The 20,730-nt window shown below is 60.9% G+C and carries 21 protein-coding genes; 4 read left to right on the forward strand and 17 right to left on the reverse strand.

What is annotated here, in order from left to right; genetic code table 11:
• Window positions 1-31: 31 nt before the first annotated feature.
• The 5 genes from ORL50_RS27545 to ORL50_RS27565 are packed head-to-tail and all read right to left on the reverse strand — an operon-like array spanning window position 32 to window position 5,064.
• Window positions 32-1,480 (reverse strand): efflux transporter outer membrane subunit, encoded by a 1,449-nt coding sequence (locus tag ORL50_RS27545; protein WP_266019756.1) that lies wholly within the window; start codon window positions 1,478-1,480, stop codon window positions 32-34.
• Window positions 1,477-2,364, reverse strand: coding sequence for an efflux RND transporter periplasmic adaptor subunit (locus ORL50_RS27550; protein ID WP_266019758.1), 888 nt, complete (start codon window positions 2,362-2,364; stop codon window positions 1,477-1,479). The genes ORL50_RS27545 and ORL50_RS27550 overlap by 4 nt, the downstream gene beginning before the upstream one ends.
• The gene (locus ORL50_RS27555) at window positions 2,361-2,570 is read right to left on the reverse strand and encodes a DUF1656 domain-containing protein (protein ID WP_045059488.1); all 210 of its coding nucleotides are present in this window, start codon (window positions 2,568-2,570) and stop codon (window positions 2,361-2,363) included. Before ORL50_RS27555 ends, ORL50_RS27550 begins: the two co-directional genes overlap by 4 nt.
• Window positions 2,567-4,639 carry an FUSC family protein gene (locus ORL50_RS27560; RefSeq protein WP_266019760.1) on the reverse strand — a complete coding sequence of 691 codons (2,073 nt, stop codon included), beginning with the start codon at window positions 4,637-4,639 and terminating at the stop codon, window positions 2,567-2,569. Before ORL50_RS27560 ends, ORL50_RS27555 begins: the two co-directional genes overlap by 4 nt.
• Entirely contained in the window at window positions 4,636-5,064 is a 429-nt protein-coding gene (locus ORL50_RS27565; protein ID WP_045059490.1) for a MarR family winged helix-turn-helix transcriptional regulator, read from the reverse strand. The genes ORL50_RS27560 and ORL50_RS27565 overlap by 4 nt, the downstream gene beginning before the upstream one ends.
• A gap of 198 nt (window positions 5,065-5,262) precedes the next feature.
• Here ORL50_RS27565 and ORL50_RS27570 point away from each other — a divergent pair, with 198 nt between their 5' ends.
• Together ORL50_RS27570 and ORL50_RS27575 are read left to right on the forward strand one after the other, a co-directional pair.
• Window positions 5,263-5,541, forward strand: a complete 279-nt coding sequence (locus tag ORL50_RS27570; protein WP_266019764.1) for an antitoxin of toxin-antitoxin stability system — start codon at window positions 5,263-5,265, stop codon at window positions 5,539-5,541.
• Window positions 5,538-5,822, forward strand: coding sequence for a type II toxin-antitoxin system RelE/ParE family toxin (locus tag ORL50_RS27575; protein ID WP_266019766.1), 285 nt, complete (start codon window positions 5,538-5,540; stop codon window positions 5,820-5,822). Before ORL50_RS27570 ends, ORL50_RS27575 begins: the two co-directional genes overlap by 4 nt.
• Here the strand turns inward: ORL50_RS27575 and ORL50_RS27580 are convergent.
• Together ORL50_RS27580 and ORL50_RS27585 are read right to left on the reverse strand one after the other, a co-directional pair.
• A complete protein-coding gene (locus tag ORL50_RS27580) occupies window positions 5,819-6,067 on the reverse strand; it encodes a DUF2789 domain-containing protein (RefSeq protein WP_266019768.1) in 249 nt (82 codons plus the stop codon). The two genes, ORL50_RS27575 and ORL50_RS27580, sit on opposite strands and share 4 nt — an antisense overlap.
• Before the next feature lie 117 nt (window positions 6,068-6,184).
• Window positions 6,185-6,646, reverse strand: a complete 462-nt coding sequence (locus ORL50_RS27585; RefSeq protein ID WP_266019769.1) for an aminoacyl-tRNA deacylase — start codon at window positions 6,644-6,646, stop codon at window positions 6,185-6,187.
• Between the two features lie 201 nt (window positions 6,647-6,847).
• On the opposite strand from ORL50_RS27585, the gene ORL50_RS27590 reads away from it, so the two are divergent.
• Window positions 6,848-7,378: an NfeD family protein gene (locus tag ORL50_RS27590; protein ID WP_266019771.1), complete on the forward strand. Its 531-nt coding sequence runs from the start codon at window positions 6,848-6,850 to the stop codon at window positions 7,376-7,378.
• Between the two features lie 2 nt (window positions 7,379-7,380).
• The gene (locus ORL50_RS27595) at window positions 7,381-8,139 is read left to right on the forward strand and encodes a slipin family protein (protein ID WP_266019772.1); all 759 of its coding nucleotides are present in this window, start codon (window positions 7,381-7,383) and stop codon (window positions 8,137-8,139) included.
• A gap of 201 nt (window positions 8,140-8,340) precedes the next feature.
• Here ORL50_RS27595 and ORL50_RS27600 read toward each other — a convergent pair whose 3' ends face one another.
• From ORL50_RS27600 to ORL50_RS27645, 10 genes are all read right to left on the reverse strand, one after another.
• Window positions 8,341-10,806: a TonB-dependent siderophore receptor gene (locus ORL50_RS27600; RefSeq protein ID WP_266019773.1), complete on the reverse strand. Its 2,466-nt coding sequence runs from the start codon at window positions 10,804-10,806 to the stop codon at window positions 8,341-8,343.
• Window positions 10,807-10,906: 100 nt separating this feature from the next.
• A complete protein-coding gene (locus ORL50_RS27605; protein WP_266019774.1) occupies window positions 10,907-11,863 on the reverse strand; it encodes a FecR domain-containing protein in 957 nt (318 codons plus the stop codon).
• Window positions 11,860-12,369, reverse strand: a complete 510-nt coding sequence (locus ORL50_RS27610) for a sigma-70 family RNA polymerase sigma factor (RefSeq protein ID WP_266019775.1) — start codon at window positions 12,367-12,369, stop codon at window positions 11,860-11,862. The genes ORL50_RS27605 and ORL50_RS27610 overlap by 4 nt, the downstream gene beginning before the upstream one ends.
• 71 nt (window positions 12,370-12,440) lie before the next feature.
• On the reverse strand, window positions 12,441-14,021 hold the full coding sequence (locus tag ORL50_RS27615; protein WP_266019777.1) for an efflux transporter outer membrane subunit: 1,581 nt from the start codon (window positions 14,019-14,021) through the stop codon (window positions 12,441-12,443).
• The gene (locus tag ORL50_RS27620) at window positions 14,018-15,082 is read right to left on the reverse strand and encodes an HlyD family secretion protein (RefSeq protein WP_266019779.1); all 1,065 of its coding nucleotides are present in this window, start codon (window positions 15,080-15,082) and stop codon (window positions 14,018-14,020) included. Before ORL50_RS27620 ends, ORL50_RS27615 begins: the two co-directional genes overlap by 4 nt.
• A 25-nt stretch (window positions 15,083-15,107) precedes the next feature.
• A complete protein-coding gene (locus ORL50_RS27625; protein WP_266019781.1) occupies window positions 15,108-16,634 on the reverse strand; it encodes an MFS transporter in 1,527 nt (508 codons plus the stop codon).
• A 219-nt stretch (window positions 16,635-16,853) separates the two neighbouring features.
• Entirely contained in the window at window positions 16,854-17,774 is a 921-nt protein-coding gene (locus ORL50_RS27630; protein ID WP_266019783.1) for a LysR family transcriptional regulator, read from the reverse strand.
• A gap of 168 nt (window positions 17,775-17,942) precedes the next feature.
• Window positions 17,943-18,809, reverse strand: a complete 867-nt coding sequence (locus tag ORL50_RS27635; protein WP_266019785.1) for an ABC transporter permease — start codon at window positions 18,807-18,809, stop codon at window positions 17,943-17,945.
• 20 nt (window positions 18,810-18,829) lie between these two features.
• Window positions 18,830-19,690, reverse strand: coding sequence for an ABC transporter ATP-binding protein (locus ORL50_RS27640; RefSeq protein WP_266019787.1), 861 nt, complete (start codon window positions 19,688-19,690; stop codon window positions 18,830-18,832).
• 5 nt (window positions 19,691-19,695) lie between these two features.
• A complete protein-coding gene (locus ORL50_RS27645; protein WP_266019788.1) occupies window positions 19,696-20,721 on the reverse strand; it encodes an ABC transporter substrate-binding protein in 1,026 nt (341 codons plus the stop codon).
• Window positions 20,722-20,730 lie beyond the last annotated feature (9 nt).

Below are 20,730 nucleotides of genomic sequence, written 5' to 3' on the forward strand. Positions count from 1 at the left end.
CAGCCCAACAAATCAAAGCATAGCAACGGCCTCAGGGTTTGCTGGAGTTCGAACCTTGCGTTCGTCCGCTTTCCCAGCCACCGCCCAGCGCCAGGAACAAATCGATCTGGCTCATGGCAACCTGGGTATTGGCTGCGGCCAGTTGTGCCCGTACGTCGGTGTAGGTGCGGGTGGCTTGCAGGTCCGCGAGAAACGACGCCCGGCCAGCCTGGAAGAAGCGGTGGGTCTGGTCTGCAGCCTGTTGCGCCGACTGTTCCGCCTCGGCCAGGGCATCGCGCCGTTGCAGCAATGCGGAGTACTGGGCCAGGCCGGTCTGGGTTTCGCGGATCGCGTTGAGCACTACCCCGTCAAAATGCGCCAGGGCGCCCTGGGTCGTCGCTTCGGCCTCGCGAATCCGCGCTCGCGAGCCGTTGGAAGGCACGGTCCAGCTCAGCAAAGGGCCGAAACCCCAGCGATTGGTCGCCGGCTTGCCGAGATTTTCCAGGATACCGACCGTACCAACGCTCGCACCGATGCTGATGTCGGGGTATAGCTCGCCCGTGGCAATGCCGATGCCAGCCGTGGAGGCAGCAAGGCGCCGCTCGGCTTGCCGCACGTCGGGTCGGCGCTTGAGCAACGTGGCACCGTCACCCACTGGCAACAACTGGGCAATTTTTGGCAGTTCGGCGCAAGTCGCAGTCCCGGCTGGCAGCTGGTCTACCGGCTGAGCGAGCAACATCGACAGGCGAAACAAAGCCGCCTGACGCGCCGCTTCGTAGCGCGGCATCTCGGCGCGCAACGATTTGAACTGGGTTTGTGATCGGGTCACCTGGGTTTCATCGCCGCGCCCGGCGTCGCGCAAGCGCTGCACCAGCGTAGTGCCCTGCGCTTGCAGATCGAGGGAGTGCTGGGCAATTTCCTGCTCTTCGTTGGCAGCACATACCTGGGTGTAGGCGCGCACCACATCGGCGACCAGGGTGATGCGAGCCGTATCCGCCGCCGCTTGAGTGGCGTCGGCATTGGCTTTCGCCGCCTCGATACCGCGCTGCAACGTGCCGAACAAATCGAATTGATAGGAGGTGGTGATGCCAATATCGCCCACGTTGGCCACTGGCACTTTGTCCGGCAGCAGGAACGCTTCTCCGGACTCCTGCAAACGCTGGGCGCCAATTTTCACTCCGCCGCTCCAGCCGCCCGCGGCCTGCGCTTCGTCGACCTGCGCCCGCGCCCGGGAAATATTCGCTGCCGCCACGCGCAGATCGGTGTTGGTGGCCATGGCCTGCCGCACCAGCTGATCCAGGCGCGGATCCTGGTACAGCCGCCACCAATCGCCGGGCACGGGTGCGGAAACCACGTTTTTGTCGTTCACCGCCAACTCACCCTGAAAATCGTCACGGTGCACGGCGGCTTCGTCCGGCAGGTGGTAGTCCGGCCCGACCACCTGGCACGCCGACAGCAACATGCCCAGGCTGATCGCCGCAATACCCGCAGCCTTGCTCATTGCGCGGGCTCCTGTGGCTGGTCGTCGATGATCGACACGGTCGCGGTACGCCCGGCGATCATGCGAAAGTCCGCTGGCACTTCATCGAAGGCAATCCGCACCGGAATCCGCTGGGCCAACCGTACCCAGCTGAACGCCGGGTTGACGTTAGGCAGCAGGTTACTGCCGCTGCTGCGATCGCGGTCTTCGATACCGGCGACGATGCTTTCGACATGCCCGCGCAGCCGGGCGCGGTCGCCCACCACACGGATATCGACGCTCTGGCCGACGTGAATGCCGTCCAGTTTGGTTTCTTCGAAATAGCCGTCAATGTGGAACGAGTTGCTATCCACCACCGACAACACCGGACGTCCGGCGGTCACGAATTCCTGATTGCGTGGTGCGCGGTCGTTCACGTAGCCGTCCACCGGGCTGCGGATGGTCGAACGGTCCAGATTGAGCTGGGCACTGTCCACCGCCACCTGGGCTTCCATCAACGCGACTTCGGCGCGGGCAACGCGGGACTGGCTTTCCTCCAGTTGCTCACCGGGAACCAGGTTGCCCAGGCCACGGTTGCGCTTGTGCTCGCGTTGCGCCTGCGCCAGGGTTTCCTGACGATCCGCCACGGCGGCCTTGGCCTGGCGCAAGGCCAGCTTGAAGCGGTCCTGGTCGATGCTGAACAGCACCTGGCCGCGCTTGACCAATTGGTTGTCGCGCACTTCAACGGCCTGGATCAGACCGGACACGTCCGGCGCGATCTGCACGATGTCGGCACGGATGTGCCCGTCACGGGTCCATGGGGCGAACATGTAATACATCACCATGCGCCACACGACGACGACGGCAAAGGTCACGATCAGCAGGGTCAGCACCACGCGACCGAGGGTCAAAAAAGGTTTTTTCATGTCATCAGGTATCGACTGAGTGAGTCCACGGCGCCAAGCAGCAAGGCGTAGAGAGCCACGTTGAACAATGCCCGGTGCCAGACCAGACGGTAAAAGTGCAGACGCGTCAGCAGCCCGTGCACCAGCAGGAAAATCACATAGGTAATGCCCATCAGCACCAGCAGCGTGGGCAGGAAAACCCCACTGATATCCAGATCACCAATCATAAAGGCGCTCCATCGATGCCATGGGGAAGCGGTTCTTCGAGTTCGCCGCTGCCGACAAATTCAACCCCTGGCAGCAGCGCCAGGCGCAGCCCACTCAAGGCGTGCAGCAAGTGCAGGCGTGCGCCTTCATCACACTCGATGGTGAGGGCGCGGCGCGTGCGATCAAGCGTCATCTGCAGGGCAGTCGGCGCCGGCAGCCGCTCGTCTGCCTTGAGGCAGGCCTTGAAGTACCCGCCAACTTCGGCCACCACCTGATGCAGCAGCGCCTGCGGGACGCCAGTGACACGCGGGGTGTACGCCAGCAAGTCGAGCAGATTCAACGCCACGCGCACTTCGCGCAGGGCAATGCCGGTGTCCTGGCCGGTCATGGCCAGGCGCGGCAGGTGCTGCATCAGGCGATCGAGCATTTGCACGCCCAGGTGCCGATGTTCGGAAAGAGTCGCCGGTTCGGTGAGGCTGACAATGTCGCGCCAGCTGAATCGAGTCAGGCGCTTGGCCGCCAGCTCCGCGCCAAATGGCCGGGCAATCAGGGTCCAGACGAAGGCAAACAGCAGCCCCACCGGGCCGGCCAGGTTGGAGTTGGCGAAGCTCAGGAAGTCTGCGTCGTAGGCGCCTTGGATACTGATGAAGGACGAGGTGTTGACCAGGGTCAGCAACATGCCCAGGTAGAACTGCGGTTTGACCGTGAGGGTGCCGATGCAAATGAACGGGACCGCGAACGCCAGTACCAGCATCGGAAAGTCATGCAGGTTGGGCAGCACCAGAAACAGGTACAGGCTGGCGAATACCACCGACATCGCCGTCCAAAAGAAAAATCGATAAATCTGCGGCGCCGGGTCGTCCATCGAAGCAAAAAAACTGCAGGCCACGGCCGCGAGAATCACGGCGGCACCGCCGTCAGTCCAGCCGAGCAGGATCCACAGCACCGACGCCACGATGATCGCCGTGACCGTCGACGCTGCCGAATACAACATCAGCCCGCGATCCAGGAACGGCGAGAGCCGCCCCAGGCGCCAGTGCCGATACACCGCGCGCCAGCTGTCCTGGCTTTCACACTGGATGGCATGCTGCAGGCTGCGGCAGTCCTGCCACAGGTCGATCCATTCGCCGAGGCGGTAGATGGCATTGGAGAACAACAGTTGCCGGCGATCGTCCAGCGCCTCTGCACTCGGTTGCAGGGCTTCGAGCTGATTTTTCAAGGCCTGCCAGCGATTCAGGTCGGCATCCTTGTGTTCGAGCCATTGGGTGGTTGCCGCCAGCAGCGGAGCAAATTTCTCCACCAGCTCGGGAGTTCGTCGCTCCAGGGCATATAGCGCGTCGTCCAAGGCATCGATCACCGGCAGCAGGTGAATCATCCGCCCACGCAGCTCCTTGGTGTTGCGCACTGTTTGCGGCCGGGAGCCCTCGTGGGGCAATTGACCGATCATCAGTTCCAGGGTGTTGAAGGTCGCGACCATCGAGGCACGCAGCGCGCTGACTTCATCGGGCTGCACTTGGCGATTGAGAAAGCGCAGGCTGTAGGTCGAAGCGTCGGCGAACCATTTGCTCACCGAGTCGTTGAACACCGGCGCCAGCCGCCGCGGCCAGAACATCGCACCCACCACTGCCGCAACGGCGATGCCCAGGAAGATCTCCTCGGTGCGCGCCTCCGCCACATCCCATACGGCCAACGGATTATCCACCACCGGCAAGGCGATCAGCGGCAAGGTGTAGCCAGCGAGCATCAAGGCATAGCTATTGGCGGTACGCAGGTGCAGGGACAGAAACAGCAAGGTGCCGGTCCATAGCGCGATCACGACCACCAGCACATAGGGGCTCTGCACGAACATCGGTACGAAAAACACCGCTGCCATGGCCCCCAGAAAAGTCCCGACCGCACGGTACAGCGCCTTGGAACTGGTGGGGCCGACAAAGGGGCTGGAGACGATGTATACCGTGGCCATCGCCCAATACGGACGAGGCATCTGCATCAGCATGGCGATGTAAAGCGCAATCATCGAAGCGGCGAACGTGCGCACTCCGTAGAACCAGTCCCGCGCAGGGGGCATGCCGGTGAAAAATCCACTCACGAGCCGATCACCGACGGCGCATTGGCCGCTTCGAATGCGCGCAGAACCCGCAGCGTAGCTTCCAGATCACTCTGGTCGATGCCTTCGAGTACCTCATGGCGCAGGCGCACCAACTCGGCTTCAACCGCTTGCACCAACTCTCGCCCGGTTTCAGTCAGGCTCAGGCATTTGGCCCGGCGATCATGGGCATCTTCGGTACGGCGCACATAACCGGAATGGCAAAGCTGATCGAGCAAGCGCACCAGTGAAGGGCTTTCCATCCCTGCCGCCTGCGCCACAGTCACCTGACGCACGCCCTCACCCAAACGCCCGATCATCAAGAGCGGGACGGCGCAGGCTTCGGAAATTCCATAATTGACCAGCGTGGTCTGGCAGATTTTCCGCCAGTGCCTGGCGGCTACCACCATGGCACTGCTGATGTTCATCTGGAGGGCGTCGAGGTTTTTTGGCACGAGACAATGCACACACTGTTAGTTTGCTAACTATCAATATCGCATTTGCGGGGAATGCGGGTCAAGTTTTGAAACAATTTGCCGAGGCGCTGCTGACTGCGCTCGTCGGGCGAAGCGTGATCGGTACTAAAAACGTATATACTTTGTAGATACGCCACTGAGGATGCTGACATGTCCAAACAAGCTGTTTTCACGATGAAACTGGAACATGAACTCCGGGAAGAGTTCATGGCCGAGGCGGAGGCCTCTCACCGTCCAGCATCGCAAATTGTTCGTGAAATGATGCGCCAGTTCGTACAGCGTCAAAAAGAAACGCGCGAGTACGAAGCCTTCATGCAACGCAAAGTCGACATCGCCCGTGTTGACATGCGCGCTGGCGTTGGCATGAGCAATGATGAGGTAGAGGCGCAATTCGCAGCCAGGCGTGCACAGGTAGCTGACCAAGGATGAAGATAATATGGACGCCCGCAGCCGCACAGGACCGTGCAGACATCTGGGACTACCTGCACGACTTGAATCCAACAGCCGCAGTAGAAATGGACAACCGCTTTGCCGACGCCATTGTTCGCCTTCGGGACTTCCCCGAGATTGGGCCCGCCGGAATCATCTCTGGCACTCGCGAGCTGATTCCCCATCAAAACTACCGCGTGGTCTACCAGCTTGATTCGGATGCCGTCTGGATACTTGCCCTGGTGCATACCTCACGACAGTGGCCGCCTACAGAACGCTAGATACTTCCCCGCCCCTTCCGCAACAACACATTCAACTGATCAACCACCTCCGCCCAATCCGCGTCATCCAGAATTTCGTCCCGCAGGAAGTCCGCCTGAGCCTTGTTCCAGAAGAACGCATCCGCCAAGTGCAGTTCCGGCTTGAGCGGCGAGTGGGTGGCGATGAACTGGTCGATGCTGACTGGATCGTCGGCCAGCCCCAGCTGTTTGAACAGAGATGGCAGGCTATGTGTTGGAGATTCCATTGTTGGCTCCTGTGATGAACAAAAAATAATCGCGAGCAGGCTCGCTCCCACAGTTGAGCGCATTTCCCCTGTGGGAGCGAGCCTGCTCGCAAAAAGTTGTTGTTGCCGCCGCAGAATTCAATCACTCAACTCGACCACCTGCGCGTGCGGCACCATTTTCAGAAACTGCGGCACGCTCATGTGCAGCAGATTGTTGTGGTTACCCGCTTCCAGATAGATATCTTTCTGCCGGGTCAGCAGTGGGTCAATGACCATGTCCAACCCATAAGACTCACCCAGCGCCGGCACCGCCCCGCGCTCGCAATCACTGAACAGATGCGCCAGGTTGCTTTCCCGGGTGATCTGCCACTCGCCGCTGCTGCGAACCTTGCTCAAGTCCAGGTGGCGGCTGGCCGGCAACACGGCCATCAGGTAACGACCATGGTGATCATCCAGGATCACCGACTTGGCCACCCGTTCGGCTGGAATCCCGGCTACACGCGCGGTTTCCAGGCTGCTCGCCGAGTGAGGGTGGCTGACGATGTCAAATTCGCAGTTGGCCTTTTCCAGGCTGCTCTGCACGGTTCTTGCCATACGCATGATGCACCTCGGTGTCCGCATGGATGACCTGCGGACGATGGTTAGACCTGCTAGTTCCATTACAAAAGTCTAGGCCCGTCAGGGCAATCGCGCGGGAAATCCGCCCATCGGGGCCGGCGTGTAAATAGATCAAAATTCATCCAGCCGAGCCCTCGACTAGACTCAATACAGAGCCTTTGACTGACTCTCCCGGAGGGTCACGTGATCACCCGTCGTTGTGCGGCTGCATTACTCCTGGCGCTGAGCGGATCGGCATTTGCGGCCGACACGATCGTGCTGGTAGCCAACCCGATCGGCATCTGGCTGATCATCCTTGGCCTCGGTTTCCTGATCGCCGAAGCGGCCCTGCCTAACTACGGGGTCATAGGCCTTGGCGGCATCGTAATGTTCGTCATTGGTGCGGTGATCCTGACCAATACCGAGGTTCCGGTGCCGATGATGATCGGCCTCGGCGTGGTCAGTGGGTTGCTGCTGGTCTTCCTGCTGGTACACGCCCTGAAAACCCGACCGCGGCACACTGTCAGTGGTGATGCCGGGCTGGTTGGCAGCGTGACTGCGATCACCGCCTTGCAGTCCGGCAACACCTTGACCGGCTGGGTGCACCTGCAAGGAGAACAGTGGCAAGTCCATAGCGCCACGCCACTGCAACCCGGGCAGCGAGTGCGGGTGGTGGCGCGCAAGGGATTACTGCTGCAAGTCGCTGCGGCTGATGCGTCGCCGCCTGGAGAATAACCATGGGCCTGCAACTGGGTTTTGCCGCGCTCCTGCTGTTGCTGATTGCGCTGGCCGGATCGACCTTTCGCATACTGCGCGAATACGAGCGCGGAGTGGTGTTCCAGCTCGGCCGCTTCTGGCAAGTCAAGGGACCGGGCCTGATCCTGCTAATTCCTGTGGTCCAGCAGATGGTACGGGTCGATCTGCGCACAGTGGTCCTCGATGTCCCGCCCCAGGACGTGATCACCCGTGACAACGTTTCAGTCAAGGTCAACGCCGTGCTGTACTTCCGCGTCCTTGATCCGCAGAAGGCGATCATTCAGGTCGAAGACTTCCTGATGGCCACCAGCCAACTGGCGCAAACCACCTTGCGCGCCGTCCTTGGCAAACACGAACTCGACGAACTGCTGGCCGAGCGTGAGCGCCTGAATATCGACATCCAGCAAGTACTGGACGCCCAGACCGACGCCTGGGGCATCAAGGTTGCCAACGTCGAGATCAAGCACGTTGACCTCAACGAATCAATGGTCCGCGCCATCGCCAAACAAGCTGAAGCCGAACGCGAGCGCCGGGCCAAAGTCATCCACGCCGAGGGGGAACTGCAGGCATCGGAAAAACTTATGCAGGCCGCGGAGATGCTCGGCCGTCAGCCTGGGGCGATGCAGTTGCGGTATATGCAGACGTTGAGCTCGATTGCCGGGGACAAGAGTTCGACGATTGTGTTTCCCCTGCCGATTGAGTTGCTGAAGGGGATGGCGGATTTGTCGGGGAAGGGCTGAACCATATATTTCGTGTTGTTAACGCAAGCAGTGTGGGAGCGGGCTTGCTCGCGAAGGCGGTGTGTGCGGCGCTGTTTGCGGAGGATGACACCCCGCTTTCGCGAGCAAGCCCGCTCCCACAGGGATCTGTGGGGGCTGTTTAATTTGGGTGGTTCGCTTGCAAGCCCCCCAGGCCGGCTAAACAGAGTTTTGCAATGATCCTCACCAGTCGTAAGTCAGGCTCGACACCACCGTCCGACCATCGCCGTAGTAGCAATCCCACTGGCTCCGGCAACTGGCAACGTATTCCTTGTCCGTCAGGTTTTTCACGTTCAGCGCCAGCTTCACGCCCTTGAGGCGCAATGCCGAAGTGCCCAGGTCGTAGGTCAAGCTGGCGTCATACACGGTGTAGGACGGAATCTGGAATGCGCCTTCGTAGTCATCGCCGTAGTTGCCCCGGGCATAACGCGCGCCCACTCCGGCCCCCAGGCCCGACAGGGGGGTGTCACCGAGCAGGGTGTAATTGAGCCAGAGCGCGGCAGTCAGTGGCGGATTGCCGGCTGGATGGCGTCCTTTGCGGCCGTCGTTGTCCTTGGTGTACTTGATGTCGTTGCGCGATGCCGAGGCGATCACGTGGAAGGCCTCGGTCAACTCTGCCTTGGCTTCAAACTCGATGCCTTTGGAGCGTATGGCGCCACTCTGGTTGCTGAACCCTGGGTTGCCGAGGTCGGTGGTCAGGATGTTTTCCTGTTCCAGTTCATAGGCGGAGATCTGCACGAAGCTGTTCTGCCCCGGCGGTTGGTATTTCACACCTGCTTCGTACTGCTTGCCGGTGGACGGGTCGAACGCCTTGCCCTGGACGTTGGTGCCACTGAGTGGCAGGAACGATTCCGAATAGCTGACGAAAGGCGCCAGGCCGTTATCGAACAGGTAAACGATGCCGCCGCGTCCGGTGAATTTTTCATCCTTGCTGCTGGTATGAGCGCCGCTGAGTGGTTGTTTGTTGTCGGTCTCGGCCCAGTCATAACGACCGCCAAGGACAAAGACCCACTGATCGAGCTTGATCTGATCCTGGGCATATAAACCAGTCTGGGTGATGGTGTTGTCCCAGCGATAGTTGTTGCCGAAATTCAGCGGCTGGCCGTAGGTCGGCGTGAACAGGTCGATGATCGGCGGGTTGTAGTCGTACAGGCCGTCGAATTTCGAATTGAAGTGGTAGTAATCCAGGCCGACGATGGCGGTATGGCTGAATGCACCGGTGTCGAATTCGGCTTGGGCGATGTTATCCACACCGAAGACTTTGTTGTCCTGTTGCCAATCCACACCGTAGCGGGTCTGGTAACGCTGATCGTTCTGCCCGGTGATCGGATTGGTGACGAATCGGTAACCGTGCAGGGGCGCGGTGTAGTGATCATTGACCCGGGCGTAACGGGCATTCTGCTTCAGAGTCCAGACGTCGTTCAGACGGTGGGAAAACTCATAACCGAAGGCGTACTGCTCGCGGTGATAGTCGTTGACGCCGGGTTCTCCGAGGAACAGGTCGCGGTCGATCTTGCCGTTGGGGTTGTCGAACAGCGTACCTACGGCAGGAAGTCCCTGGGCCTCGGGCACGCCTTTGTCTTTCTGGTACTGGGCGAACAGCGTCAGGCTGGTGTCTTCGCTTGGACGCCAGGTGAAACTGGGCGCAATGAACTGGCGCCGCTCTTCGACGTAATCGATTTCATCGTTGCTGTCGTTGGCCAGGGCGGTCAGGCGATAGAGGAACTTGCCTTGATCATCAAGCGGGCCACCGAGGTCAATGGCCGCACTTTTATGGTCGTAGCTGCCGGCCTCGAATTTGATCTGATGCAACGGTGTCTCGGTCGGACGTTTGCTAACCAGATTGACGATACCGCCTGGCTGATTCTGTCCGTACAGCACCGACGCCGGGCCTTTGAGCACCTCGATGCGTTCCAGTGAATACGGCTCGATCTGCAGCGCCCCACCGGTACTGCCGCCGCCGTAGGGCAGGTGCAAGCCATCAAGGTACAAAGGCGTGGGCGAGAAGCCGCGCGAGGTCGGCTCATCGAATATCTTCACCCGGTCGGAGAAGCCGCCACCGGTGATGCCCGGCGTATAACGCAGGGCTTCAGTGACGCTCTGCGCGCTACGCGAATTGATCTCGGCGGCGGTGACGACGTTGATGGTTTGCGGAATTTCCACCAGCGCCGCATCGGTCTTGGTCCCGGTTGCGCTGCGCTTGGCAACGATGCCATCGACCGGGCCCCAGGCATTTTCGAGTGCCTCGGTGGCGTTCACCCGGGTAGCGCCCAATTGCAGCGGGCCGCCCTGCGCGACAGGCTGCAACGACCAGCCACCCTGGGCATAAACGGCCTGTAAATCACTGCCCGCCAACACCCGTTCAAGCCCTTGCGCCACATCGTAACGCCCCTGTAACCCGGCGCTACGTTTGCCCGAGGTGAGCTGAGCGTCCACCGACAGCAGAATCCCCGCCTCACTGGCAAAACGATTGAGCACCTGATCGAGATTACCCGCGCCGATGCTGTATTGACGAGCCTGGCTGACGTTGGAGTCTTCAGCCCAGGCCAGGTTCGGCAGCATCGGTGTGGTCGCCAGCAAGGTGGCGAACACGCCGCGACGCAATACGCCATTCAAAGGAAAAATCTTCTGTGTCGGGTGGTGTGGCATTCCGGAGCTCCCCATGAGAATGCTTCTTGATTTGCTTTCAAGAGGTATCCCGAACGGGGCAAGAAAACCGACAAGCACTTTTGCAATTAATTTTTTGGCGTCAGGCGCGACGTTTCACCGTCACCCAGTAACGGGTCACGGACTCGACCTGCACCGGCAGGGTGCGTTCGAGCGCGGCCAGTACGGAATCGGTGTTGTCGAGGGGGAAGACCCCGGTCAACAGCAGTTGCGAGACTGCCTCGTCGCAACGAATCCAGCCCGGCCGATAACGCGCCAATTCGGCCAGGAAACGCCCCAACGGTTGTCGTTCGGCCACTAGCCGGCCCTGACTCCAGCTGCTGTCATCCGGATTCGCCAGTTGTCTCTGGCCTGCACCGCCGGCGCTGAACCACAGGCTGTCACCGGCATTCATATGCACCGATGCGCCATGCCGCGGGCTGATGAGCAGTTGCCCCTCGTACAACTCGACACGTGCGCCATCGTCCATTTCTCGCACGGAGAAACGGGTGCCCAACGCCTGGACATCGCCACTGGGGGTTTCCACTATCAACGGACGCACCGGATCGTTCCCGCTGGTGAGCAGGATCTCACCGCTGAGCAGGCGGATGCGGCGCTCCTGCGGCGTGAAACGCACGTCGATTGCGCTGTTGCTGTTGAGGTCGAGTCGAGTGCCATCGCTCAAAGTCATGTGGCGAATTTCACCCGTTGCCGTGCGATGCTCGGCGAAGGCGGAACGCCAGGACACCTGGCTCTGCAGCAGATAACCACTGCCACCGGCGACCAGCAACAGGCCGAGCATTTTCAACGCTGCGCGCCGCTGCGGGTCGGGACTGTCACGCAGCACCGCCCGCGCGCACCCTGCTGGCACCGCACCGAAGGTTTCCTGTAGCTGCTGTAATCGTTGCCAGGCGCGCCGATGCTCAGGGTGAGCGCGCTGCCAGGCAGTGAATGCCTGACGCTGCTCAGCATTCATTTCACCGCCCCAATGCAGCATCAACCATTCACTGGCCTGCTCGACGATCGTGCTATCGATCGGTGCATCAGGCGCCCGGCTCATGATTCGTAAACCAGCTGGTAGCAGGCCAGGATCGCCCGGGTCATGTACTTCTGCACCGAACTCACCGTGACCCCGAGCCGCTCGGCAATCTGCGCGTAGCTCAGCCCCTCGAATTGCGACAGCAGGAATGCCTGGCGCACGTTATCCGGCATGCGGTCGAGCATCGCGTCAATCTGGGTGAGGGTTTCGAGAATCATGGCGCGGGTTTCGAGCGAAGGGGATTCCGGCTCCGGCAGATGCGCGATGCTTTCCAGATAGGCGCGCTCTATCCGCAGCCGCCGCCACTGGTCGATCACCAGGTTACGGGCAATCTGCGTCAGATAACTGCGGCTCTCCAGCGGGCCGGGCAAACGCCCGGACACCAGCAGGCGCAAAAACGTATCCTGCGCCACATCCGCCGCATGCTCACGATCACCCAGGCGCTTACGCAGCCAGCCTTGCAACCAGCCATGGTTATCGCGGTAAAGACGATGGAGAGAGTCGTTGCCGTCAGTTGCTGCGTCCATGGGTGGTCTACGCGTGTGATTGATAGCAATTATCATTACACTTTACGCAGCAACTGGCAAAAGAGTGTTGATTAACGGCTGACTGTGGCTGCCTCAAGCGGATACACCGATTCCCACCCCCCACCCAATGCCTTGTACAAACCCACCATCGCCAACGACACCCCGGTCGAACTCTCCACCCATTGCTCCTGAGTTGCCAGCAACTCGCCCTGGACGGTGAGCACGTTGACGAAATCGACGACGCCTTCGACGTACTGACGTTGTGCGGTGGTCAGCGCGATCTGGTTCTGGCGCACGGCTTCGGCCAGGCTGTCGCGACGGCGTTGGCTGGTGTTGTAGGCGCTCAGCTGATCATCGATCTCGTGCCAGGCGCGCAGGACTGTCTGCTGGTACGCCACGGCCGCTTCCTGTTGCTGAGCTTCGCGCAGGTTAAGCACGCCGCGCAGGCGGCCACCGTCGAATAGCGGCAGGCTAAACTGCGGGCCAATGCCGAATGCGCGAGAACCCCAGCTACCGAAATCACTCAATTGCATCGCTTGCGAGCCGATGTTCCCCGACAGGGTAATGCGGGGGTAAAAATCGCCCTTGGCCACGCCGATGTTCGCGGTAGCAGCGTGCAGGCGTGCTTCGGCCTGACGAATGTCCGGACGTCGCTCGGCCAGTTGCGAGGGCAAGCCGATCGCGATCTGGCTTGGGGATTGCGGCACGGGCGCATCGGCGGACAACTGCGCCGATAGCGCATGTGGCGGTTCACCCATTAACAGGCTCAGCGCGTTGATCAGCTGCGACTGGCGTTGCTCCAGCGCTGGCAGGCGCGACTCGATAGCGGCAACTTGCGCAGCTGCCTCGGCGACATCCAGGTCCGTGGCGACGCCGTCAGCCAGGCGCAGTTGTGAAAGCTTGAGGCTGTGCCGGGCGACTTCGAGGTTCTGTTCGGTGACGGCTCGGGTGCCTTGCACTCCGCGCAACTGGATGTAGTCCCGGGCGGTTTCCGCGAGGACCGACAGCAGCACTCCACGACGATCATTTTCCGCGACTTCGAGGGTGGCATCGGCAGCTTCGGTCTCGCGTCGCACCCGGCCCCAGAAGTCCAGCTCCCAGGACGCCGAGAAGCCCCCATCCCACAAGTTGAAGGCCGAGTCGCCGTTATTGCCAGAGGGATCGTTCAGCCCCTTACCACTGTTGCGTTTACGTGCATAGCTGCCGGTGGCAGCGGAGTTGGGGTAACGGTCGGCGGTGATGACCTGGCGGGCGGCGCGGCTTTGCTGCAGGCGACTGCTGGCAAGCTTGAGGTCCAGGTTATCGGTCAGGGCGCGCTGGGTGAGTGCTGACAGCTTGGGGTCGTTGAAAACTTGCCACCAGCGCTCGTCCATGTTTTCGGCGACTGCCTGGCTGGCGGCTGCCTTGGTGGGTTGCGCCCAGTCGGCAATTTGCTGTGACTGCGGTTTCTGAAAATCAGGCCCGACTGTGCAGGCTGACAGGCCCATTACCAGTAAGGCACAGAGAGTGAGTTGTGGCATGCGCCCTCTTCGCGGGCAAGCCCGCTCACACAGGGGACCTGAGTCGTTCCCCCGAGCTGTGCTTGGACACAGATCAACTGTGGGAGCGGGCTTGCTCGCGAAGGTGTCGGCCCAATCAACAAACATCTTCATCGTTGTGCCACCTCATGCTTCTGCGCCGCGGCGGTGTCGATACTCGCCTCAACCGACATCCCCACCCGCAACCGCTCGGCCAACGGCTGGCCCGGATCAAGCACAATCTTCACCGGAATCCGCTGGACAACCTTGGTGAAGTTACCCGTGGCGTTGTCCGGCTTGATCGAGGCGAACGTCACCCCGGTGGCCGGTGCGATGCTTTCGACGCGTCCCGTCAGCGCCTGGCCGTCCAGACTGTCAACGCGCACCTGAACCTGCTGCCCGGGTTGCACATCGGTCAATTGAGTTTCCTGAAAGTTGGCCACTACATAAGCCTGCGCCAGCGGTACCACCGCGAGGATCTTGCTGCCTGGCGTGACGTACGCACCGACTCGCACGGCCCGCTCACCGACCATGCCATCCTGAGGCGCAACAATGCGGGTATAGGAGAGTTCGTAGCTGGCGATTTCCAGTGCCGCTTGTGCACGTTTGAGGCCACCTTCAGCCGCATCACGCTGGGCGATGAGGATGTCCACCTGCTTGCGCTCCGCAGCCAATACCGCCGTGACATTTGCCAGCTTTGCCGAAGCCTGATCGATACGGGTCCGCGCCTGTTGGGCGTTCTGTACCGTGCCGGCTCCAACGCCGGCAAGGTGGTTGTAACGGTTAAGTTCATGTTCGGCGAAAGCCCTCTCCGCCTTGGCTGATACCAAGCCCGCTTGCGCCTGGGCGATCACCGACGCCTGGCGTTCCAGAGTTGCCCGCACATTCTGCAATTGAGCCCTGGCGACCAGGGTTTCAGCGTCGGCGGCTTGTGCCGCAGCGCGCAGATCGCGGTCATCGATTAGCGCCAGCAATTGCCCTGCCTTGACCTGCTGGTTGTCTTCCACCAGCACTTCCTTGATGAACCCGGCCACGCGCGGGACTACCAGGGTGAAGTCCGCAGACACGAAAGCATCGTTGGTGGTCTGGTGCGTACGTTTGCCGAACAGCCCGGGCGCCAGCAGGTAAATCAACACGCCGAGCGCGGCCACCGCAGTGATGCCGACGGCCACTTTTTTCCTGGAGAGAGTCGTCATAAAAACCTTCTGTTTCGTGGAGCGTTCAAGTCGGGGCCCGGGGCGGATAAATCCGCGTCGGCAGCCAAAAAATCAGCAGGATCAGCGCCAGCGCGACACCGGCCATGCACAGATAAAGATCCGCTGCAGTGAGCACGACCACCTGCTGGTGCAACCGGTGAGCAAGGCCGGCGCTGTCACCGTCAGCCAGGGGCGAATTGCCGAGCCGGTCGACCAGCATGGTCGAGTGGAAGTGTTGTCTGGCCGTAGTCAGCGCCTCGATCACGCCGGTCGCGATCACCGCCGACAGGCCCTTGACGGTGTTGAACCAGGCCGAGGCGAACGGCCCTTCCATCGGGCTGATGCTGCCGGTGGACAGCATCAGCAACGGCAGAACGGACATGGGCTGGCCGAAAATCTGCAGCAGTTGCAGCACGTAGAAATCGTCGCGAATCCACTCCGACGTCAGGTGCGAACCGCCGATACAGGACAGCACCAACATGCTCAGGCCGACGCCCAGTACCCACCGGCAATCGACCCAACGCAGGTTGCACAGCGCCGCTACCAGCGGCAGCGCGATCAACTGTGGCAGTGCTGCCAGCAACGTGATCGGCGCGGTTTGTATCGGGCGATATCCCTGGACCTGCGCCAGGTAGCTCGACGGAATGATGACCACCGCCAGCAGCACGATCAGCACCCCGGCCAAGGTCATCAAGGCGAAGGCCAGGTTGCGGATGCCAAGCATCTGCATCTTGAAAAACGGCATGGGTTGCGACCATTCGTTGATCAGGAACAGCACCAGCAACAGCAACCCGCCGCCGAGCAACGTGCAGATCAGACTCGACTCGAACCAGTCCAGGCGATTGCCTTGCAGGATGCCGATCACCAGCATGCAGATCGCCGGAAACCCCAGCAGCAGGCCGCGCCAGTTGAACTGTTTGAAGCGCTCCAGGCGCAATGGGTCCTGGGGCAAGCCGTATGCCACGGCGGCCATGGCGATCAGGCACGGCGCGACGATTTGCCAGAAGGTCCATTGCCAGCCGACATACTCGGTCCACAGTCCGGCCAGCGGAGTGCCAAGGCCGGGACCGAAGGTGGCGGTCAGTGCATAACCCGCCAGGCCATACAGTTTCACGTTGGCCGGCAGAAACCGCAGGGCGACGGTCATCAGCATCGGCGGCAGCGCTCCCCCCGCCAGTCCTTGCAAGGTGCGCATCACCAGCAAGCTTTCGTAGTTCGGGGCAAACGGGCAGAGCACCCCAAGCACAGTGAACACGCTGATAGCCCAGAGCGTGAACCGGCGCAGGGAGAATGTCACCGAGCACCAGGGTGCGAAGGCCATGGCCGCCACCGAAGTGGCCGTGTAGCTGGCAACCAGCCAGGTGCCTTCGTCGTAACCAATGGCCAATGCGCCGCGGATGTCGGCGAGGGCCACCTTGGTGACCATCTCGTTCAGGCCAGACACCAGCACGGCAATCAGCACGCCGACGAGGCCGATGATGATTCGCGGACCGAATACCGGGGGCGAAGCAGCGGTCGTGGCGACAGGTGCCGGGACCGTGAGGGAAGTCATGTACAGCAGGCTCCGGGGATTTGAGTACCCGGATATCTTAGGGAGGGTCGTAGCTGACGAAAATCAACTTATTGGCAGGTTATAAGTGCGCGTGGTGCAGCAATAGACGGTTGTATTGGGTCCCTGTAGGGGTGAGCCTGCTCGCGATGGTGTGTCAGCCGGCACTCATGTACCTGATCCACCATCGCGAGCAGGCTCACTCCTACAGGGGGGTTACCCTCAGCCCGGCTGCGCAGCCAGCCAGGTCTCATCGCAACAGGACTTCAACGTCTCGCGCAGCCAGCGATGCGCCGGATCCTTGTCAAACCGTGGGTGCCAGGCCTGGGTCAGCATAATGGTCGGCAGCGGAATCGGCAGGGTGAACGAGCGCAGCTTAAGGCCCAGACGCCGGATGCTCAGCAGTGCCTCCTTGGGCACTGGCAGGATCAAATCGGAGTCCGGCAGCGCAAACATTGCCGCATGGAAACTCGGCGCAATCACTGCCACCCGTCGCTCCAGGCCCAATGCATTTAACGCGGTATCTATCGGCCCACGGGCAATGCCGCGACGGGACATGCTGATATGGGAAAACCCGGCGTATCGCTCGGCGGTGATCTCTTCATCGAACAATGGATGATCCTCACGCACCAGCCCGACGAAGTGCGTGGCGAAAAGATTCTGCACCTTCACTTCCGGCATCAGCGGGCGATTGTTGCTGACGCTCAAGTCGATCCGCCCCTCGCGCAAGGCCTCGTCATCACCGTCACCCTCGGGTACAAAGCGCAGCTCACAATGCGGGGCCTGGCGCTCCATGGTGTCGAACAGCTTGCCGCCATACACCCCGACAAAAAAGTCATTGGCGCGAATACTGAAGCGTCGGCGCAGACTCGCCAGGTCCACATCATCCGCCGAGCGAAACAGCAACGACGCCTGCTCCACTACATCCCGCACCTGTTCGCGCAACTCCAGCGCCTTGGGGGTCGGCACCAGGCCACGCCCCGCGCGCACCAGGATCGGGTCGCCAATGGCCTCGCGGATACGCGTCAACGTCCGGCTCATGGCCGCCGGGCTGAGGTTCATCCGCCGCGCAGCACCAACCACGCTGCCTTCGTCGAGCAGGGCGTCGAGGGCGACCAAGAGGTTCATGTCCGGCAGTTGCATACTGAGCACTCGTAAACGATCAGGATTGACTCAACCGCAATCCTACAGTGAAGACGCACCCTGTAGGAGCAAAGCTTGCTCGCGATGAACGATGACGCGTTGATCAGTTAAACAGCGTTACGGTAATCGCGAGCAGGCTTGCTCCCACAGGTTAAGAGAGGTGAAGGCTTACCGCACCATCCCCCACCGCTTCACCGTCACCCTTTCCAACGAATCAAACACCAGATTCTCCACCAGCAACCCAATCAGAATCACCACTGCCAACCCGGCAAACACCTTGTCGGTGTACAACTCATTGCGATTCTGAAAGATGTACCACCCCAAGCCGCCCTTGCCACTGGTCGCACCAAACACCAACTCGGCAGCGATCAACGTGCGCCAGGCAAACGCCCAGCCGATTTTTAATCCGGCGAGGATCGACGGCAGCGCTGCCGGGATGAGGATGAACAGCACGAAGCGCATGCCCTTGAGGCCATAGTTGCGCCCGGCCATGCGCAGGGTTTCCGAGACTCCGAGAAAGCCGGCGTAGGTGTTCAGCGCCAATGCCCACAGCACCGAATGCACCAGCACGAAAATCAGGCTGTTCTGCCCCAGGCCGAACCACAACAGCGCCAGTGGCAGCAGGGCTATCGCCGGCAACGGGTTGAACATCGAGGTCAGGGTGCTGAGCAGGTCGCGACCGAACTGGGTCGAGACCGCCAGGGTGGTCAAGCCGAATGCCAGGACGATACCGATCAGGTAGCCCTTGAGCAGCACCACTAACGAGATCCACACCTTGCCCAGCAATTCGCCGCTGAGCAGGCCGCCATACAAGGCGTTGGCGGTTTGCACGAAGCTGGGCAGCAACAGGTCGTTGTTCTGGATTCGCGCAATCACTTCCCACAGTACTGCGAGCAGTATCAGGATCAGGCTTTTGCGCAGCCAGCCTTGCTGCCAAAGGCGTTGCCGCAAGGGCAATTCACGCTCCACCGGCACACTTAACAGTGGCTGCAGGTCAGTTTCAAACTCTTCACGCGCAGATGATAAAAGGCTCATCGGGCACTCCTCTCAATGGCTCAATAAGCGATGCGGATATCGGAAAAATCCAGCTCGCGCTCGGCTTCCGGCGACTGACCCTCATCGAACAGCAACCGATGAATTCGTCGCGCCGACGCCTGGAATTCCAATCCGCCGAGGCTGTGCAAATCGTACTGATGGCTGTGAACTTCGGCCCGCACCCGGCCCGGATGGGGCGATAACAGCAGGATGCGATTGCCCACCACCAATGCCTCTTCGATGGAGTGAGTGACGAACAGCAAGGTGAAGCGCACCTCTTCCCACAGCAACAGCAGCTCTTCCTGCATTTTGCGTCGGGTCAGGGCATCGAGGGCGGCGAAGGGCTCGTCCATGAGCAGGATTTTTGGTTGCATGGCCAAGGCGCGGGCGATGGCGACTCGTGCTTTCATGCCACCGGACAGGGTATGCGGATAGGCATCGGCGAACGCACCCAGACCGACCTTGTCGAGGTAGTGCAGCGCTCGCTCTTCAGCCTCTTTGCGCTTGAGGGTTTGAGACGCCAGCAGTGGAAACATGACGTTCTGCTTCACGGTCTTCCAGGGCGGTAGCTGGTCGAACTCCTGGAACACCACGATGCGGTCCGGGCCCGGCGCATGCACCGTCTGCCCTTGCAGGCGGATCTCGCCTTCGCAAGGCTGAATGAACCCGGCGACGGCCTTGAGCAGGGTGGACTTGCCGCAACCTGAGGGACCAAGGAGCACGAAGCGGTCGGCCGGATCGATCTCGAAACTCACTTGGTGGGTCGCTCGAACCACGCGCTGCGGCGTGCGGTACTCGAGGCTGACTTTATCGACCGACAGCAACGCCTCGGTTGCTGCGTTAGGCTTGCTGACCGTGTGGCCTTGCAAAGGGGCATTCATCTCGATCAGCTCCCCTGCAGCGGTTTGGCATCCTGGAAGAAATAGTCCTTCCAGGAGTCCGGTTTGTTTTTGATCGCGCCGACGCGGTAGAGGAACTCGGCGAGTGGATAGGTATTTTTCGGCGTGACGCTGAATTCGTACTGCGGGTTATCGATGATTTTCAGCAAAGCGGCCCGGTCGATTTTTGCCTTGGTCACGCGGATGTAGGTATCAGCCGCTGCCCCTTTGTCGTTCTGGGCAAACTGCGCCGCTTCGGTCAACGCGTCGACAAAGGCCTTGTAGGTCTTGGGGTTCTCGTCGCGGAATTTCTCGGTGGCGAATAGCACGGTCGGCGAGTTCGGGCCCAGCAGGTCGTAGGTATTGAGCACCACGTGCACGTTGGGATTTTCCAGGGCCTGATCCTGGAACGGCGGATTGGAGAAATGCCCGCTCAGCTCCGTACCACCGGCGATCAGCGCGGCCGTGGCGTCTGGATGGGGCAGCGCAATGGTGTACTTGTCGAGGCGATTGAATTCCTTGTCTCCCCATTGCTTGGCCGCCGCGTATTGCAGAAAACGCGACTGCACCGACACGCCCACCGCCGGCACCGCTATGCGGTCCTTTTCGGTGAAATCCGCGATGGTCTTGACCTTGGGATTGTTGCTCACCAGGTAGTACGGGAAGTTGCCCAGGGAGGCCACAGCCTTGACGTTCTGCTTGCCGTGGGTGCGATCCCAGATGGTCAGCAACGGCCCGACACCGGCCCCGGCAATGTCGATGGAGCCGGAGAGTAATGCATCGTTGACCGCCGCGCCTCCGGACAACTGAGTCCAGTCGACCTTGATATCAACACCCTGCTCCTTGCCATGTTTCTCGATCAGGCCCTGATCGCGGACCACGTTGAGCAGCAGGTAAACGATGCCGAACTGTTCAGCAATGCGGATTTCGCCCTCGGCATGGGCCGCACTCGGCGCCACCAGGCTACCGGTGATCAAACTGAAACCCAGGCCAATGGCGGCGGCCAGGGGTGCAAATGGAAGACGTCTGGACATGGTGTTTCT

The sequence above is a fragment of the Pseudomonas sp. RIT-562 genome, from assembly GCF_026241895.1.
GTDB lineage: Bacteria > Pseudomonadota > Gammaproteobacteria > Pseudomonadales > Pseudomonadaceae > Aquipseudomonas > Aquipseudomonas mandelii_F.